This window comes from Corallococcus sp. AB045 (assembly GCF_003668895.1).
Lineage (GTDB): Bacteria > Myxococcota > Myxococcia > Myxococcales > Myxococcaceae > Corallococcus > Corallococcus coralloides.
The window spans coordinates 1-17,415 of record NZ_RAWN01000192.1; the positions used below are offsets into that span (position 1 = coordinate 1).

Sequence of the window (17,415 nt, forward strand, 5' to 3'; positions counted from 1 at the left end):
CGGTGGAGGTGGGCGTGCGGCAGGGGCTGACGCCGACGCTGCTGTGGAGCGGGGCGCGGTCGGAGCGGGTGCAGGGGCCGGCGTGCCGCGCGGCGCTGCGAGGGGCGGAGTTCGAGGCGCGGGATGATCTGGCGTCGGCGTTGGGGCGGCTGCCGCCGTTGCGGCCGTGTGGCCTGCGGGTGGTGGTGAGCGACTTCCTCTTCGAGACGGACCTGGAGGCGCTGTGCGCCCGGCTGTCGCGAGGAGCGTCGGCGCTGTTCCTGGTGCAGGTGCTGGACGCGGAGGACCTGGAGCCCTCGGGCGGCGAGGGCGCGCGGCTGGTGGACGCGGAGAGCGGCGTGGCGCTGGAGGAGTTGCTGACGGACGGTGTGCTGGCCGCCTACGCCCGCCGCTTCGCGGAGCACCAGCGTGCGCTGCGAAGCGCGGCGGTGCGGGCGCGGGGAACGCTGCTCACCGTGAACGCGGCGGAAGGGTTGCGGGCGCAGGTGGCGGGACCGCTGCGCGCGTTGTTCGTGGCGGGAGGCGGGGCGTGAGCCTGGGGATGAACAGCGTGGAGCGCGGGGCGTTTCGCTCTGACGTGCGCACTCGCGTGTGGAGCGTGGCGTGAGCTTCGGACTTCCCTGGGGGCTGCTGGCTCTGGGCGCGCTGGTGCCGCTGGTCGCGGCGTACTTCCTGCGCCGCCGGCAGAAGCCGGTGGTGGTGAGCGCGCTGTTCCTGTGGCGCACGCCGCGTCCTCGCGCGGAGGGCGGGCCCCGGTGGGAGCGCTTCACGCGCGAGGCGTCACTGTTTCTCGAGGCGCTCGCCGTGCTGGCCGCCGCGCTGTACCTCGCGGACGTGCGGCTGGGTGAAAACGCTCGCCGCCGTCACCTGGTGCTCGTCGTGGATGGAAGCCTGTCCATGTCCGCGCGGACTCCGGATGGCAAGACGGTGCTGGAGCACGTGCGAACGGAAGCCGCGAAGCGCGTGGAGTCGGAACGCGCGACGCACGTCACCGTGCTCGCGAGTGGCGTGACGCCCCAGGTCCTCGCCGGGCCGGAGGCCGATGCGTCGCGAGCCCTGGGCGCGCTGGAGTCCTTCGAGGCGCGCGGTCCGGACCATGACGTCACGGCATCACTCCTGTGGGCGCAGGAGCTGGCGGGCCCCGGCAAGCGCGTGCACTTCTTCACCGACGCGCCGCCCTCCGAGGACACGACCGTGCCGCCCTCCGTGCGCTGGACGGCGCTGGGCCGCTCCCAGGGCAACGTTGCGGTGGTCTCCGCGCAGCGGCGCGACGAAGGTGGCCGGGCCACGGTGACGCTGCGGGTCGCTCGCTTCGGGCCGGGACCTTCGGAGATTGAAGCACGCGTGCGCGCGGCTCCCGGGCCGGGCGCGCGTGAAGGCACCGAACGCACGGAGCGCATCGCCTTGCCGGAAGAGGGCGCCGCGACCGTGCGCCTCACGTTCCGCGAGGCCGGCGACGTGGAGGTGTCACTGCCGGACGACGCGCTGCCCGAGGACGGACGCGTGCGCCTGCCCCCGTCCCCCGTGATGCCGGTGGCCGTGGGGCTGACGGAGGGCCTGTCGCCCGCGTCGAAGCAGGCGCTGGAGCGCTTCCTGGCGGTGTCTCCCGAGGTGGCGCACGGCCCTCCTGTTCCCGGCGCGCCGGTGCTGTCTGTTGGCCCCTCGCGCGCGGAGGCCCGCGTGACGCTGGGCGCGGAAGGACCGCTGCGAACCTTCGTGGGGCCGTTCTTCACGGAGAAGGGCAGCACGCTGATGGACGACGTTCAGCTCTCAGGCGTGCGGTGGACGGCGGGCGCGAACCCTCCGGGCCGTCCGTTGATGACCGCGGGCGAAGCCGTGCTCGTGTCGGAAGAGGAGGGCGGGCGGCTGCACCTCAACGTGGACCTGGCTCGCTCCAACCTCCAGCGGACCCCCGCCTGGCCCGTGTTGCTGGGCAATGTGGTGCGCGAAGCGCGGCGGCTTCGCGAGGGTTTCCCCCGGCGTCAGCTCAACCTGGGCGAAGCGCTCTCCGTGGTGACGGAGGCCGGTGCTCGTTACGCGCTGAAGGGGCCTTCGGGCCGCAAGCCCGTGTTCGGCGCGGGCTCGTTGAGCCTGCCCGCGCCCACGAGTCCCGGCCGCTACGTGCTGGAGCGCGAGGGCCGCGAAGTGGACTCGCTGGAGGTGCTGGCGCTGGATGCTCGGGAGTCGGATCTGCGTGGCCGGGGCAGCGCGGACGTGGCCTCGAAGGAAGCGGGCGAGGACTCGGAAGGGAACAGCGGCCATGAGCGCGCCCGCTGGCCCCTGCTGGTGCTGCTGGCCGCGCTGCTGGCGGACTTCTACGTCACGAGGAAGGCATGACCTTCACCCTTCCCCAGGCGTGGCTGCTGCTGTTGCCGCTGGGCCTCTTCCTGTGGCGCTACGGCCGGAGGCCCGGCCCGCCCATGGTGCTGCGGTGGGTGCTGCTGGTGCTCGGCGTGGGCGCGCTGTCCGGGCCGGAGCTGCGGCTGGCGAACGCGGGCAGCGACGTGGCCGTGGTGGTGGACCGTTCGCGCTCCATGCCGCTGGACGTGGACCGCGTGGCGCAGGAGCTCATTTCTCTGGTGGAGTCCCAGCGCCGGCCGGGCGACCGCGTGGGTGTCATCACCTTCGGCCGCGAGGCGCGGGTGGAGTCCCCGCTGTCGGAGTCAGGCCGGTTCGGCGGATTCACTCGGCCGGTGGACGCGGAGGCTTCGGACCTGTCGGCCGCGCTGGACGCGGCGGGCGCGCTCATTCCCCCCGAGCGCACGGGTCGGGTGCTGGTGGTCTCCGACGGCCGGTCCACCGGCGCGGATGCCCGAGGCGCGACGCGGCGGCTGGCGGCGCGGGGCATCGCGGTGGACTACCGGCAGGTGTCCCGGCCGGAGCCCGCGCTGGACGTGGCAGTGGTGTCGCTGGACGTGCCCGCCACGGTCTCCGTGCGCGAGCCCTTCCAGTTCTCCGCCGTGGTGCAGGCGACCTCGGCCGTCACCGGCACCGTGCGTCTGGAGCGCGACGGGAAGGTGCTGGTGAAGGGGCCGTACGACTTCAAGTCCGGGCCCAACCTGCTGCCCCTGCGCGACCTGTTGGAGGAGCCGGGGCTCGTGCACTACCGGCTCACGGTGGAGGTGCCCGGAGACGGCGTCCCGGAGAACGACGTGGGCGTGGGCGTGCTGCGCGTGGAGGGGCCGCCGCGCGTGTTGCTGCTCACCGCGCAGCCGTTGGGCACGTTGGCGAAGGCGCTGGCGGCGACGGGCATGGCGCTGGAGGTGAAGGCGCCGTTCCACCTGTCGCTGGAGGCGCTCGACGGGGTGGGCGTGGTGGTGCTGGAGAACGTGGACGCCAATGCTCTGGGCGAGACGGGTTTGAACGCGCTGGCGAACTACGTGGACCAGGCAGGTGGCGGGCTGGTGATGACGGGAGGGCGGTCGAGCTTCGGTGAGGGCGGCTATCGGCGCTCGCCCTTGGAGCCGCTCTTGCCCGTGTCATTGGAGATGCGCGAGGAGCAGCGGCGCGCGTCGGTGGCGATGAGCGTGCTCATGGATTCGAGCTGCTCCATGGGCATGCAGGTGCCGGACGGGCGCACGAAGATGGAGCTGGCCGCGGAGGGCGTCACGGCGGCGCTCACGTTGCTCAACGCGAATGACGAAGCTTCCGTGCACATGGTGGACACGGAGCCGCATGAAATCTTTCCCTTGAGTCCGGTGAGCAAGGGGCTGCCGTTCGACCAGGTGGCACGAGGCTTCAGTGGAGGCGGGGGCATCTACGTGGGCACGGCCCTGCGCGCGGGCAGCAAGGAGATCCTCCGCAGCGAGAAGCCCACGCGGCACGTGGTGTTGTTCTCCGACGCGGCGGACTCCGAGGAGCCGGGCGACTACCAGGAGACGCTGGCGGCGCTGCGAGCGGCCAACGTGACGGTGTCGGTCATCGGCCTGGGCAAGCCCACGGATCCGGACGCAGACCTGCTGCGCGAGGTGGCCCGGCGCGGCGCCGGGCGCATCTACTTCGCGGAGGACGCCATGAGCCTGCCGCGCATCTTCAGCCAGGAGACGCTCGCGGTGGCGAGGGCCACGTTCGTGGACGAGCCCGCGTCGTTGGAGGCCGCGCCGGACCTGCCGTTGTTGGGGGCGCTGCCGACGACGGGCCTGCCGCAGGTGGGCGGCTACAACCTCACCTACCTGAAGCCCCGGGCGAACGTGGCGCTGCGCACGTTGGACACGAACGCCGCGCCGGTGCTGGCGCTGTGGCCGCATGGCGCGGGGCGCACGGTGGCGCTCACGGCGGAGGTGGACGGCAGGTACACGGGCGAGTTGCGCGAGTGGAGCGCGCTGCGGGCGACGTTGGAGGCGGTGGTGCGCTGGTCGATGGGGCGTCCGACGCCGAAGGAGGAGGCGGTGGTGCGCTCGGAGCGCCAGGGCAACGTGCTGCGTGTGACGTTGGACCTGCCGCCGGGTGAGCCGATGCCGGGCGCGCTGCCCACGGCGGTGTTGCTGGCGGGCGACGGGCGCTCCGGCGTGGAGAAGCCGCTGCACTGGGAGGACGAGGACCGGCTGGTGGTCGAGTACCCGCTGACGGGCAGCGGCACCTGGCACCCGGTGGTGAAGTGGGGTGGGCGCGTGTTGAGGGCGCCACCCGTGGCGCTGCCGTACGCGCCGGAGTTCGAGCCGGGCAGCGCGAAGGAGGGCCTCAAGCTCCTGCGAGCGCTGGCGGCGGTGGGCGGAGGCCAGGAGCGACTGTCGATGACGGGCCTGTTCGCGGAGGCGCCGGAGTCGGAGGGCCGCGTGGCGTTGGCGCCCTGGCTGGTCGCGTTCGCGCTGGCGGCGATGTTGGCGGAGGTCGCGATGCGCAGGTTCCTCTCCGCGCCGCGAGTGCGTGCGGCGCGGGAAAAGCCCGTGAAGGAAGCCAGCGCACGTGAGCCCGTGTCAGCACCACGCACGGACGTGAAGCCCTCCGCGACGACGCCCAAGCCTGTTCAGGAGGAACCCGCCGAGCAGAAGCCGGAGCCTCCGAAACCGCCCGCTGGGGTGGACTCCGCACTGGAGGCCGCGAGAGCGCGGGCACGGCGTCGCACGGGGCGCTGAGCTGACGTGCTCGGGCGCGCGAGCACGCGCGCGGCGCCAGGTTCCTCGAGCGCCACGCTGTCCACAGGAGGAGAAGGGAGAACCCCGCTGGGGCTGCCCGGCAGCGGCGCACCCCACGAACCTGTCCGACTGTCGGACAGGCTTGGACGGACTCGGCTCGGGGCCTCCCGGTCCACCTGGGCCGCGGAAACCGATCCGACAGTCGGACAGGTTTGGAGGCCCCCGGCTCGGGGCCCGCTGGTCCATCTGGGCAGGGGGAAAACCTGTCCGACAGTCGGACCGGCTTGGAAGGACTCGGCTCGGGGACCGCTGGTCCATCTGGGCAGGGCGAAAACCTGTCCGACAGCCGGACCGGATTGGAAGGACTCGGCTCGGGGACTCCCGGTCCACTTGGGCTGCGGAAACCTGTCCGACAGCCGGATCAGTTGGAGGATCTCGGCTTGGGGACTGCCGGTCCACCTGGGCAGGTGGAAAACCTGTCCGACAGCCGGACCAGTTTGGAGGCCACCGGCTGGAGGACTGCCGGTTCACCTGGGCAGCCGGAACCTGTCCGACTGTCGGACAGGTTTTGAATCTCACTGGGCGGGGGGACCTCATGGATGTCGTCAGGGGGCTGGCAGTCCGTGCCCCGTCCTGCGCCCTGAACGCCCTGAAGCCGGGCTTGCTTTCGCGGTATGACGGCGCCGATGAAGGAGCCCCGGGCCTTGCGGTGGGGGCTGGGTGTCGTCCTGGGCGTGCTCGCGCTCCAGGCCTCGCGCCTCGCACTGCACAAGGCATTCAGCATCGACGAATTCCAGTACGCCCATGCCGCGTGGCTCATGGCCCACGGGCAGGTGCCTTACCGCGACTTCTTCGAGGTGCATTTCCCACTCGTGTACCAGTTGCTGGCGCCGCTGTTCTGGCTGCTCGGGGATGATCCGCGCAACGTGCTCGCGCTTCGTGCCGCGATGCTCGTGCCGCTCGCGGGGGCGTGTGTCTCTGTCTTCCTCCTCAACCGGCGGGAAGGACGCATCGCCGCGCTCCTGGCCCCGGTGCTGCTGCTCTGCTCTCCGGGCTTCCTGCACTTCGCCACCGAGGTGCGTCCGGATGCCCTCACCGCCGCGCTCTTCCTGGGCGCACTCGCCGCGCTGGCCGTGCAGCCCGGCTCCGTCCGTTCGTCGCTCCTGGCGGGTGCGTTGCTCGTTGCCTCCGCGTGGGGCTCCCAGAAAGCGCTCTTCTTCGGCGGGCTCGTGGGTGCGGTGCTCCTGGCCGACCTCCTGCCGCGCAGGAACGGTTCTCCCACGCTCATCGCAGCGCCTCGCGCCTTCTTCGCGGGCATCGTCGTTGCGACGAGCGCGGTGGCTGCCTACCTCACGGTGACGGGCTCGTGGGACGCATGGTGGCGGTGGTGTTTCGTCTGGGCTTCCGAACACCAGCGCCACTACCCGGGCTTCTCATGGCGCGAATACCTGGTGCCGGCCCTGGGGGCACAACCCGCGTTCTTCCTCCTCGCCGCCGTTGGACTCGTCGCCACGTTCCTTCGCCTGTTGAAGCACCCGCGCACTCCCGACCTGCTCCTGTTCGTGGCCGTGCCCGCGACCTTCGGCGCCTATGCGCTCCAGCGCGCGCCGTTCCCGTACAGCCTGTTGCCCTTTCTGGGCGTGCTCGCGCCCTTTGCCGCGCGCGGCATCATCGTGGTGCTCTCTGGATTGCGCACTCCCGCTGTGCGGACCTTGGGGCTTGCCGGGCTGGGCGGCCTGTTTGTTGTCCAGGAGGCCCAGGTGGAGGTCTTGCTGGCCGGCGGCGGCAATGCGCGGCAGCGTGAGGTTCTCGCTCGCATCGCGGCGCTCACGGGACCGGAGGATGTCGTCTACGACAACTCGGGGGGCTATGTGAGCCGGCCGCACGCTCACTTCTACTTCTACACGGACGCGTATCTGCGCGGCTCACTCGCGGGCCTGCTGTCCGACGAGATGCCCCGTGTGCTCGTGGAGCAGGGCTGTGTGCTGCGGGTGGATGACCTGCGGACCTCCGGTCTTCCTCTGGCGCTGCGCCGCTTCCTCGACGCGCACTACCAGCCCTACGATGGTGACCTGTACCTGTGGGGACAGCGCTACCGCGTGCCCTCGAACTCAGGCGCTCTGGAGGATCACTTCCTCGCGGTTCGCGCTGACCGCTACTTCGTCCAGCCCGCGAGCACTCTCGACACCGGCTCGCTGTTCATCGATGGCGAGCGCATCACCGCGCCTGAGTTCACGCTGTCCCGGGGCGAGCACACCCTTCGCTATGAAGGGCGTGCCGAGGCCTTCCAGCTCCTGTGGCTGCCCCGCGACGCGAAGCGCTGGACGCCACGGCCGGGGGCACCGTCCACGTACTCGCGACTGTTTTGAGCACGCGTCGAGAGCAGGCGAGCTGGCGTGGGGACAGCCTTCCGGGATGACGGCACTGTCGTCCTGGCGGTCCGCCGTGGCGCCTCCATCCTGAACTCAACCGTGAAGCCCGGCTCGGGGTCGAACTTCCCTGCGCAAGGGTGATTCCTACTGTGCGTGGGCAGGATGGTTCTCAGGGGAGGTTGCCGTGGCTGGTGATGATTCGGGGCGGAAGCGGAACCGTGCGCCCGTTGCCTCCCAGGGCGTGATGTCGCTCCTGGAGCGCTGGGTTTCCGACCTCGAACGGGCTGCACCCTTCTCGCGGGAGGATGCGCCGGAGCCACGTGAGCGCACTCTCGGAGCCGCTGCTCGCTCTGGCGACGAGCCGCTCGATGCCCCCGGCCCGGGTGGCCGGACGAAGCACGGGGAGCCCTCTGCTTCCTCCCGTGCGGCCCGGGACGAGATGCGTCCGTCGCGTCGTGGCTCCAGGCCTCTTGCCTACACGAGGGAAGGCGAATCATCGGAGACAGCGAGTGCGTCGCTGCGTCCTCCTCGTCAGAACTCTGAGCGTTTCGCTGAACCGAGGGCCAGCCGTCATTCCTCCTCTCGCCCGGCCAGAGGGGAGGGGCGCCCTGCGCGTCCTGACAGTGCGCCATTCTCCGAATCGAGGCCCCGTACTACTGCTGCACCCGACGCCCCTTGCGCCGCACGTGAAGGCACGCGCCCTCCACGGTCCGGTCCCAGCACACTCGCCGAATCGGCGCCCCGACCCCGGATGCCGCAGGGCGGAGTTTTCGCTCCTGATGAGGGAGTGCGCCCTCCACGCTCCGGCCGCAGTTCGCTCGCCGAGCCCTCGCCCCGAGCCCGGATGCCGCAGGGCGGAGCCTCCGCCTCTTCCCGCGCGGCCCGTGAGGAGCGCCGCCGCGAAGCGACCTCGTTCGGAGAGCAGGAACTCCGCGTCGATTCCGTTCGCGCGGCGCGCGAGGAGCATCACCGTGAGGCGGATCCGTTCAGCGAACAGGCGCCGCGAATGCCGGCGACATCTGAACGCTCGGCCCGTGATGCGAATCGCCACTTGAGGTCCGGCGCGGATCCGTTCATTGCGTCAGAGCCGGCTGCCGCGCGTTCGGAGCGCGAGACGAGACGCCATCTGAGCACGGGCGTGGATCCATTCAGAGAGCCAGATCCGGCTGCTGCTCGCTCGAACCATGAGGCAAGCCGCCACGCTCGCTCTGGCGCGGATCCATTCAGAGAGCCAGATCCGGCTGCTGCTCGCTCGAACCATGAGGCAAGCCGCCACGCTCGCTCTGGCGCGGATCCGTTCGCGGCGCCAGAGGCGGCCTCAGCTCGTTCGGTTCGTGAGGCCAACCGCCACCCTGGCGCTGGCGCGGATCCGTTCGCGGTGTCAGAGGCGGCCTTGGCTCGCCCGGTTCGTGAGGCGAACCATCACTCGCGCTCCGGAGCAGACCCCTTCAGGGATCCCGAGCCGGCACCTGGTCGCGCATCCCGGGAGGAGAACGTCCACCTCCGCTCCGGATCCGACTTCTTCACCGAGACGCGGTCCCGCGAAGCGGAGGCGCAGGACTCGCCCTTCCGCGCGGCCCGTGAGGAGCTCCGGCTCCAGGGGCCCGTGGTCACCTTCCCGGATGGCGCGCGAATCGTCCTGGGCCACGAGGGTGGCAGACCCATCCATCGCGGCACCGTCGCGGTGCGCGGCCCTTGCGCGCCTTCGCGCGAGGAACTCATGGGGCTGGGCCTCACGGAACCCCAGGCTCGCGGTCTGGACTTCGTCCTCGCCTGGTTCGGGCGCCCGTTCGACTCCGTCACCTCCGAGCCCCCGTCCGGTGCCGAGCCCCGGTGGGGCGCCTGGCCATTGTCAGGGCCCACGCTCATCACCGCGCTCGCCCACTGGAAGCAGCACGAACCCGAGGCGTTCGACGCGCGCCTGGGTCGGCTGGGGTTCGAAGCCTCGGCACTGGCCCTGTTCGCCGAAGACCCCCGGCTGCTCGCGGCGCTCGCCCGGGCCGGCCGGGAGCACGGCGCTCAACGGGCGCAGCTCGAAACGCTCGTCACGCACGTGCTCCGCCCCATGCTCGACTCCTGCGCCCAGTCGGAAACCGCCGTGGACGCACCCGGTGGCCTCTTCGCCTCGGCCCGCGCGCTGGCCCTGCTCTTCCACTCCGAGCTTCGCTTCAGCCGCCGCGGCGTCACGCGGCTCGTGACGCTCGCACGCGAACGGCCGGAGCCTCCCGTCGCGGGGGAGCACGCGGGTGAACGCCTCGCGGAGGACCTGCGCGCCACCGGACGCTCGCGCGAAGCCTCCGAGGTCTGGCGCATCCTCACCTCTCCCGAGCTGGCGGACCCCTCCTAGCGCACGCCATGCGGACGCCTCTTCCTCCCGGGAGCCATGTCCTGCTCGTGGTCCCCGACCCCCGCGCCCCGGCCGCTCCCCAGGAGCAGAACCGCGCCCTGGCCGGCGAGCTCATCCTCAACGGTCAGCGCTACCACCTGGTGCCCGCGGAGCCCTCCGCGAGCCCCGCGACGGCGCCCGCGTCCGACGTGCGGCTGCTCACCTCGCGCGAGCTGCAGGTCGTCTCGTGCGTCTGCGCGGGCTGGGGCAACAAGCAGATCGCCACGATGCTGAACATCAGCACGTGGACCGTGGCGGCCCACCTGCGGCGCATCTTCGTCAAGCTGGGCGTGGACACCCGCGCGGCCATGGTGTCTCGCTGCCTGGGCGCGGTGTCGCTACCCCCGACCCCATGACGAACCGCGCGCCGGCGGCGCCACGCTCTGGCGCAGCCCCAGCACGAGCGCCACGTTGGCCTGGGGCCGGCACACCAGCCGCACGCACTCCCCCGGACAGATGAGCAGCGGCGTCACCCCGGGCCCATGCCCCGCGACCTTGCTGTCCGAATGCACCACCACGCCCACCGTGACGACCCCCGGCCGCCGCGAGGGCCCGAAGCGGTAGTCCAACGGACACACCGCCACCAGGTCCCCCAGCCGGAGCGCGTTCAGCCGGTGCTTGCGCACCAGCCGCGCATCCGACAGCTGGATGTCCAGGTCCCCCAGCACGCCCTCCGAACGCCCGAACCCCGAACCCATCAGCTCCGCGGGCACCGTGTGCGTCACGGGAACCACCAGCCGCCCGCGCTCCGTCCGCACGCCCCAGCGCCGCAGCAGCCGGGGCGACAGGTTGAGCGCGCGCACCTGGGGGAAGTCCGGCAGCTCCAGCCCCTGCCCGTACGCATCCAGCTGCACGCGGTCCCCGATGCACAGCCGGCGCTTCACCGCGGGCGGGAAGTCCACGATGACGTGGTTGATGCCGCCGTGCTTTCCCACCACGGTGCCCACCGCGCCCCTCGCGGGACCGCTCGTCACGCGCGCGCGGTTGCCCACGCACGCATAAAACATCAACGCCCGGTTGGAGCCGCCACGCGGGCCAATGTCGTCGCGCCCCGTGTTGTGCAGCGACACCCCTGCCTCCATGTGGTCCGCCGCCAGTCCCACCGCGCGGTCCCCCACGCGCCGGTTGAGCGCGATGCCGCCGCTGCCCGGCAGCAGCCGGGGCACTCCGTCCCGGCCCATGCGGTACGGCGATGCGCGCACGACGGGGTGGGACACCTGGCCCGCCACCGCCGAGGCCACCATCCGCGACACGTTGGTGCGCGGCGCCGAGGCGGCCCCCGTGCCCGCCTCCATCAGGGGTTGCAGCGGGATGTCCATGCCGTGCCTCCCGCCTTCAGCGCATCGCCGGCGCGGGGCTGGTGATGCCCAGCGTCTGGCGCAGGGTGGGGGACACGCCGCGGAACGAGCGGCCGTCCGGCGTCATCCGGTACGCGGCGATCCACTCTTCCGCCACCGGACCCAGCGGCATCACCTCCGTCTGGAAGTCCCTGAAGTCGCGCGTCTTGAACGGGTTGTCCGCGATGAAGTTGAGCAGCAGGCGCCCCGCGTCCGCCATCTTCGAGCGCTGCGAAATCTCCCCCGCGCCGCCCAGGTAGCGCTGCGACACCACTTCAATCACGTCCCACTTGGTGTTCGCGTCGAAGGCCTTCTTGATGTCCGGCGTCTCCATCGCGTCGAGGATGGTCTTGAGGTACTCGCCCACCTCCACCGTGAGCGCCAGGATGTTGCCGTAGGTGGCGCGGTCAATCTGCCAGCGGATGTCCGTGCCCAGCCGCTGGATGGTGGCCTGGCTCGCGAAGGGCCGCTCGTTCAGCTGCTGCGAGCCGCGGATGACTTCACCAATGAGCAGGTCGCGGAAGTACTGCGCGATGGCGGACACGAAGGCGACGAACTCGCGGTGGAAGTTGCGGAACATCACCGCGCCCGCCGGCGCCGCCAGGCTGCCGTAGTTGAACGCGCGCCGGTACGCGAGCTGCCGGTCGCGCGGCTTGTAACGCAGCGGCTGGTGCTTCTCCATCAGGTACAGCGCCCGCGCGCCGGGGCCCCGCTGGATGCGCATGCGCCCGTCGTGGAAGAGGCGCAGGAGCACGCCCGCCACCTGGAACACCTTCATCCGTTCGTGCTGGTAGATGTAATAGAGCTCCGCGGTCGCGTGGAGCTGCGTCTCGATGACGGACTCATCGAAGTCCTGGATGAGCAGCGGCCGGCTGATGGAGTCGAAGGAGGGCGCTCCGTCCTTGCCCAACCCCATCAGGTCCGAGAAGAGCGACGCCGTCGAGCCGTCGGAGGCGCTGGCGAGCAGCTCCTCCTCCCGGAGCGAGAGCTGCTTCTGCAACTCCGTGCGTTGCTCATCCGACGTGACGTTGGAGAGGACTTCCCGCTTCCACTGCGAGAACAGCCGCTGAAGGGCTTCTGCCGTACCGATGCTCATGGCATGCCACCTGGGTCAATGACGTTGAAGGAAAGGGTTTCAGGCCCGTGCGAGCGCGCTCATGGCTTGCGCGCGTGGCGGACGTGGCGGCGCGAGTGGCCCGACTTGGCGTGCCCGTTGCCCGGCGCGGGCCGGCCGTCCGAACCGTGCCGCTCCTTGCCTGCGATGATGCGCTCCACGGCCTTGAGCTGATCCGAGAACGCCTGCTCCAGCTGACGGGCCAGCTCCGGCCCCTGGGCCTCCAGCTGCTGCTTCACGTCCGTCATGATGCGCGACCGGCTCTTCTCGATGAGCGAGGCCACGTCGTCCAGGCTGGCCCTGTTGCCCGCCGTGGCGGAGGCGGGCACCTCCCGCTCGCCCGGCTCCGCTTCCATCGGGTGCTCCACGGCCCCGGGGTTGATGCGCGGCTCCAGGTCCTTCTCGATGCGGTCCAGCGAGACGCGGATCGGCGGAGGCACCGTGAACGGCTCGCCGGTGTTGCAGTGCGCGCCCTCCGGGAAGCCGTACTTGTGGTTCCGGTCGTCCTCGATTTCTTCCGCCTGGCCGGGCGCCTCCTGGGTCAGCGTCTTCGCCAGCTCCAGCGAGTCCTCCTCCAGCCCGCATTGCTCCCGGAGGAACGCCGGGCTCACGTTGAAGACGTCCACGTTGTCGTCCAGCTGCTCAATCATCTCCTCGTGGAGGTCCACGCGGTTGCCGCCCGGCACCGTGGCCTCGTCGTAGTCCAGCAGGAACAGGTCGATGATCCGGTCGATGTGGTAGAGCTTGCGATCCAACCGGGCCAGCTCCTTCCAGAACTCCACCGACGTGCTGGGGTCCATCAGCAGGTCCTCGATGAGCTCCTGGGTGTCGTTGCGCTCCCGGAACTTGTCGTTCAGCTCCTGCTCCTTGCCCGTCAGGTCCCGGAAGGTCAGCGGGACGGGGAGCACCAGGTTGAGCAGCCGCGCCCCGGCGTTGGGCCGGTCGAACGCGTCGATGAAGAGCGTGAGCGCTTCCGTGAAGGCGGCCAGGGGCGCGGAGGCTCCCTGGACCTTCGCGTTCAACGCGACGCCCCGGCTGGTGCCGCCGGAGTTGGAGAAGCCGGTGATGGACGTGTCCAGCAGGCTGCCAGCCACGTCCCGCAGGCGCCGCAGTTGGATGAGCTCCACGGGCACCGCGGACGCGATGCCGCGCAGGTCCTCCGACTGCTGCCGGGGCGTGTGGTTCAGGAGCACGTCCAACAGCCGCGACATGGCATCCGGCCGGACGATGGCGCGCAGGTCCGATTGCCCCCGGGCGCGCAGCTGATCCAGCAGCTTGCCGTAGGACGCCTGTCCGTCACCCCAGTCGTCGTAGCCCTCCTGGATGGAGGTGGCGGTGAGCTGCTCCAGCGAGTTGATGAGCGCCTCGCGGCGCTGGCGCAGGTCTTGGAGCGCCACCTGGAACACCGTGCCGCCCTTGTCGAAGCCGGCTCGGAAGAGCGCCTCGCCCGCCAGGATGCGCAAGAGCGTGGCGTTGTCGTCGATGGTCGCCGCGAGCCGGCCGAACTCCTGGACCACCGTGGGGTTGACCATGCCCACCAGGCGCGCCACGCGCGCGCAGTCCCCCAGCTTGCGGATGGAATAGAAGGCCCGGTCGCGCGACACGGGGTCCACCGCCATGTTCGCCGCGGCCTCGCCCTCGCCCAGCTCCGCGAGGATGGAGTCGCGCCAGCCGCACACCGGCGCCTTGAAGTCGCGGTTGGAGGCCAGGTTCACCGCGATGTCCAGGTCGTCCACCAGCGCCTTGCGCTCCTGGCGGAACCTCCGCTGGCCCGGCGAGTCCAGGGTGCCGTTCATCAGGGCCATGGCCGGCTCGGGCGTGGCCGAGACGCGGATGGGCTGGCCACTGCTCTCGTCGTCCAGGCGCGCGGCCGTGGTCGGGTAGAGCTTGCGCAGCGCGTACACCACCGCCTTGGGGTCACGCGCGTCCGACACGCCGAGCTGACGGCGCAGGAACTCGTCGAACTTCGACTTCGCGCTCGAGGCCAGCTCGATGGATGCGGCGGGGCTTCTCCCCTTCACGTTCTCGTACATCGTCCCTCCCTTGAGGTCCTGTCATGCGGCCAGGGTGACGCCCACGCCCGGCATCCGCGCGTTCCGCGTGCCGAGCTTCACCAGATGATTGAGCACCGTCCGAGAGATGCGCTCGGGCGAGGCCAGCCTCCGTTCGAGCGCCTCGCGGCTGGCGCTCACCACGTGGCGCGGCGGCAGCCCCGGCGGGATGTGCCCGCGCGCCAATGATTCCGCGGCCCGGTCGATGCGCTCCTGATCCGACGGCCAGAACGGCACCACGTCCACCAGTGCGCGCTGCGCCAGGCCCCGGCGGGGCTGGAACGCAATCTCATCCACGACATGGGGGATGAGCCGCGCCGCCGTGGACAGGAGCAGCCGTGGGATGCGCGCGAAGGGCAGCCGCGCGCGGTACAGCCGGTCCCAGTTGTCGCGCACGTCGCAGGCCCGGCGCTGGAAGCCCATGCGCCGGAGCATCTCCGCCTGGATGAACACCCGTAAGAAGGGCGTGGGGTGCGCGCTGAGCGGATGGAACGTCAGCACCCGTGACGACGGGTACGCGAGGAAGTCCTTCATCGAGTGCACCGACGCGGGCCCCCCGAGCAGGCACGCGATGAGGTCCGCGAAGATCTCCTTGTGCCAGCGGCCCCACAGGCGCGTGAGCCACGGGTTGCCGGTGGCGTGCAGCACCCGCCGCTGGAGTGCCACCTGCGTCTCCTGCCAGATGCTCAGGTCCGCCTGCAGGTTGTGGCCGATTTCGTGGAGGATGACGCCCATGCCCCACGGGGCCTCCACGCGCTCGTAGGGCACGCGGATGAGCGGGAAGGGGTTGCGCTCCCCGAGCAGCCGGCTCAGCAACACGCCGCGCCGGAAGGTGGCCGGGGAGAAGCCGTGCTCCAGGTAGGTGAGCGGCTTGAGCATCGGGCTGTGCATCAGTCCCGGCGCGGCCTGCCTCACGGCCTGGAAGCAGTCCACCGCGATGGCGTCGCAGGCCGCCAGCGCTGGCGCGAACCGCGTGCCCCGCTGGCTGAAGACGTCGAAGAAGAGGCCGTAGGCGCGGCGGGCGCGGTCGATTTCGCGCTCCAGCAGCGCGTTGCGCTCCAGCACCTCGTCGGGGCTGGGAGGAGCGTCGCGCAGCCGTCCGTTCAGCCGCGACAGGGCGCGGCGCACGTCGCGGTCGATTTCGCCCAGGCGCGCGTTGGCCGCGGCGAAGTGCGCGGCGGAGGGGGCGTAGGGGACGTCCCGGGCCCGGATGCCCACGTCCTGCGGCGTGAGGCGCGACAGCCGCCCCGCCCGGAACGTGATGCTCTGGACCTTGGCCCGCAGGAACCGCTGAAGCGTGTCCGCCATGTGCCCGCCTCCCCCTTGCCGCCCACGCCCCCGGGTTCACCGCACGATGACGCGCACCGGCCCCCGCAGCGTGACGGTCCGCAGCCGGCGAAGGCCGGGGCCTCCCATCATGGGGTTCAGCCGGCCGCGAGGCCCCGTCCGGCGCAGGCCCGCGCGCGCCCGGAGCTGCCGCACGGCGGCGCTCGTCCGGGCCAGGCGGCGCACCACGCGCGGGCTGGAGATGACGCGCCCGCCGATGCGGCGGAGCATCCGCGGCACCGCCTGGGGGCTCGCGCCCTGCTGGCGCACCAGCCGCGTCACCTGGCGCACCACGCGCGTCACCGCCGGCAGGGCCCGCGGGCCGTAGCGCTGGCTGATGCGCGAGGCGAGCTGCGTCGTCATCTGGCCCACCGCGCGTCCCAGCGCCCGGGCCTGCTGGGGCGACTGCCGGCGGCGCGCGGGAGACATGGTGGAGCGGACCACGTGCCGCGCCGCCAGCCCGCCCAGCACGCGGTTGAAGGCGTCCATGTCCTCGTCGCTGGCGTAGTCCCCGGCGGCGTCCGCGAAGGCGTCCATCGCATCCGCGCGGAGCAGCCCTCCCAGGGTGCGGCCAAGCTCCTGGCCCGCGATGCCGCCCAGCCGGGGCGCGGCCTGGCGGATGAGCCGCATGGCGATGGGCATGGCCCTGCGGCGGATGCGCTGGAAGGTGGGCCCGGCCACGGTGGCCAGCCTTCGCGCGCCGGCCGCCAGGCGGCGGAGGAACTCGTCCTCGTCCTGGGCGTCCATCGCGTCCGCGAAGGTGTCCTCCAGGGCGGTGGGGTTGTCCATCTCGAAGCCTTCGGCCTCGAAGCCCTCGTCCATGGGGGTGGGGTTCTCCTCGAAGCCCTCGGCCTCGAAGCCCTCGTCCATGGGGGTGGGGTTGTCCTCGAAGCCTTCGCCCTCGAAGGGGTCCTCCATGGTGGTGGGGTTCTCCTCGAAGCCCTCCTCCATGCCCTCGGCCTCGAAGCCTTCGCCCTCGAAGGGATCCTCCATGCCTTCGTCCTCGAAGCCCTCCTCGCCCTCTGCCAACAGGTCGGACATCTCGTCGCCCTGGCTCGAAAACTCCTCTTCGAAAGGCTGCGGTTGCATGGGTACTCCTCCTTGTCCTGAAGACTTCGTGTGTGGATCGACCTAGGCGCGGCGGACGCTCGCGGCGCTGACCGCGGAGATGGGGATGCGGCGCAGCACATGCCGCCGGGCATGCACCCGCCGCGCGGCCAGGCGCGGCGGGACGACGCCCATCGAGGGCACCTGGATCGCGCGCGTGAGCACCCGGCGCCCCGCGCCCTGCACCACGCTCGGCAGGGCGGTGATGGCGCCGCCCGTGCCGCGCAGGCGCAGGTTCCCCGCCGCCAGCCGGGCGATGAGGCGCATCAGCCGCAGCCGCCGGCCCGCGGTGCCCGGCGCCTGCTGGCAGAGTCGCATCAGGAGCTGCTCCACGCCGCGCGTGCGCGCTCGCAGGACGCCCTGCGCGGCGCCACCGAGCGTGGTGCTCATGGGCACCGCCTGCCGCGTCACCACCCGCGCCGCGAGCCCCGCGCCCAAGGGCAGGGCCACGGCGGGAGGCACCTGCCGCGCATCCGCCATGTCCGCGAGCGCATCCAGCGACGCGTCGTCATCCGCGCCGTCGCCGCGCAGGACAGAGGACGCGATGCGCCCGCCCACGCCTGGAATCAGGCCACCCACCGCCCCCGCGAGCGCACCGCGCAATCCCTGTCCCCGCAGCAATCCCTGCGCGGCGCCGACGCCCGCCG

Annotated in this window: 10 protein-coding genes and 2 pseudogenes; 6 read left to right on the forward strand and 6 right to left on the reverse strand. The window is 71.6% G+C overall.

All coding sequences use genetic code 11. The annotated features are described in order from the left end of the window. From D7Y21_RS32820 to D7Y21_RS32845, 6 genes and pseudogenes are all read left to right on the forward strand, one after another. A pseudogene (locus D7Y21_RS32820) lies at window positions 1-533 on the forward strand (DUF58 domain-containing protein); the annotation flags it as partial. 70 nt (window positions 534-603) lie between these two features. After that, entirely contained in the window at window positions 604-2,337 is a 1,734-nt protein-coding gene (locus tag D7Y21_RS32825; protein WP_121717776.1) for a BatA and WFA domain-containing protein, read from the forward strand. Beyond that, the gene (locus tag D7Y21_RS32830; RefSeq protein WP_121717773.1) at window positions 2,334-5,075 is read left to right on the forward strand and encodes a VWA domain-containing protein; all 2,742 of its coding nucleotides are present in this window, start codon (window positions 2,334-2,336) and stop codon (window positions 5,073-5,075) included. The genes D7Y21_RS32825 and D7Y21_RS32830 overlap by 4 nt, the downstream gene beginning before the upstream one ends. A 686-nt stretch (window positions 5,076-5,761) precedes the next feature. Further along, window positions 5,762-7,444: a hypothetical protein gene (locus tag D7Y21_RS32835; RefSeq protein ID WP_233612371.1), complete on the forward strand. Its 1,683-nt coding sequence runs from the start codon at window positions 5,762-5,764 to the stop codon at window positions 7,442-7,444. 1,396 nt (window positions 7,445-8,840) lie between these two features. Then, entirely contained in the window at window positions 8,841-9,794 is a 954-nt protein-coding gene (locus D7Y21_RS32840) for a hypothetical protein (RefSeq protein WP_233612372.1), read from the forward strand. A 47-nt stretch (window positions 9,795-9,841) separates the two neighbouring features. Continuing rightward, window positions 9,842-10,189 carry a response regulator transcription factor gene (locus D7Y21_RS32845; protein ID WP_233591339.1) on the forward strand — a complete coding sequence of 116 codons (348 nt, stop codon included), beginning with the start codon at window positions 9,842-9,844 and terminating at the stop codon, window positions 10,187-10,189. On the opposite strand, the gene D7Y21_RS32850 is transcribed toward D7Y21_RS32845, so the two are convergent. From D7Y21_RS32850 to D7Y21_RS32875, 6 genes and pseudogenes are all read right to left on the reverse strand, one after another. Continuing rightward, complete coding sequence (locus D7Y21_RS32850; RefSeq protein WP_120561277.1) at window positions 10,172-11,152, reverse strand: DUF4438 domain-containing protein; 981 nt, start codon at window positions 11,150-11,152, stop codon at window positions 10,172-10,174. The genes D7Y21_RS32845 and D7Y21_RS32850 overlap by 18 nt on opposite strands. 16 nt (window positions 11,153-11,168) lie before the next feature. Further along, window positions 11,169-12,266: a hypothetical protein gene (locus D7Y21_RS32855; RefSeq protein WP_121717775.1), complete on the reverse strand. Its 1,098-nt coding sequence runs from the start codon at window positions 12,264-12,266 to the stop codon at window positions 11,169-11,171. A gap of 59 nt (window positions 12,267-12,325) precedes the next feature. Beyond that, entirely contained in the window at window positions 12,326-14,317 is a 1,992-nt protein-coding gene (locus D7Y21_RS32860) for a hypothetical protein (RefSeq protein WP_120561279.1), read from the reverse strand. 21 nt (window positions 14,318-14,338) lie between these two features. Then, entirely contained in the window at window positions 14,339-15,643 is a 1,305-nt protein-coding gene (locus tag D7Y21_RS32865) for a hypothetical protein (RefSeq protein ID WP_120561280.1), read from the reverse strand. A 36-nt stretch (window positions 15,644-15,679) separates the two neighbouring features. After that, window positions 15,680-16,750, reverse strand: a complete 1,071-nt coding sequence (locus D7Y21_RS32870; RefSeq protein ID WP_120561281.1) for a hypothetical protein — start codon at window positions 16,748-16,750, stop codon at window positions 15,680-15,682. Between the two features lie 42 nt (window positions 16,751-16,792). Continuing rightward, a pseudogene (locus D7Y21_RS32875) lies at window positions 16,793-17,415 on the reverse strand (hypothetical protein); the annotation flags it as partial.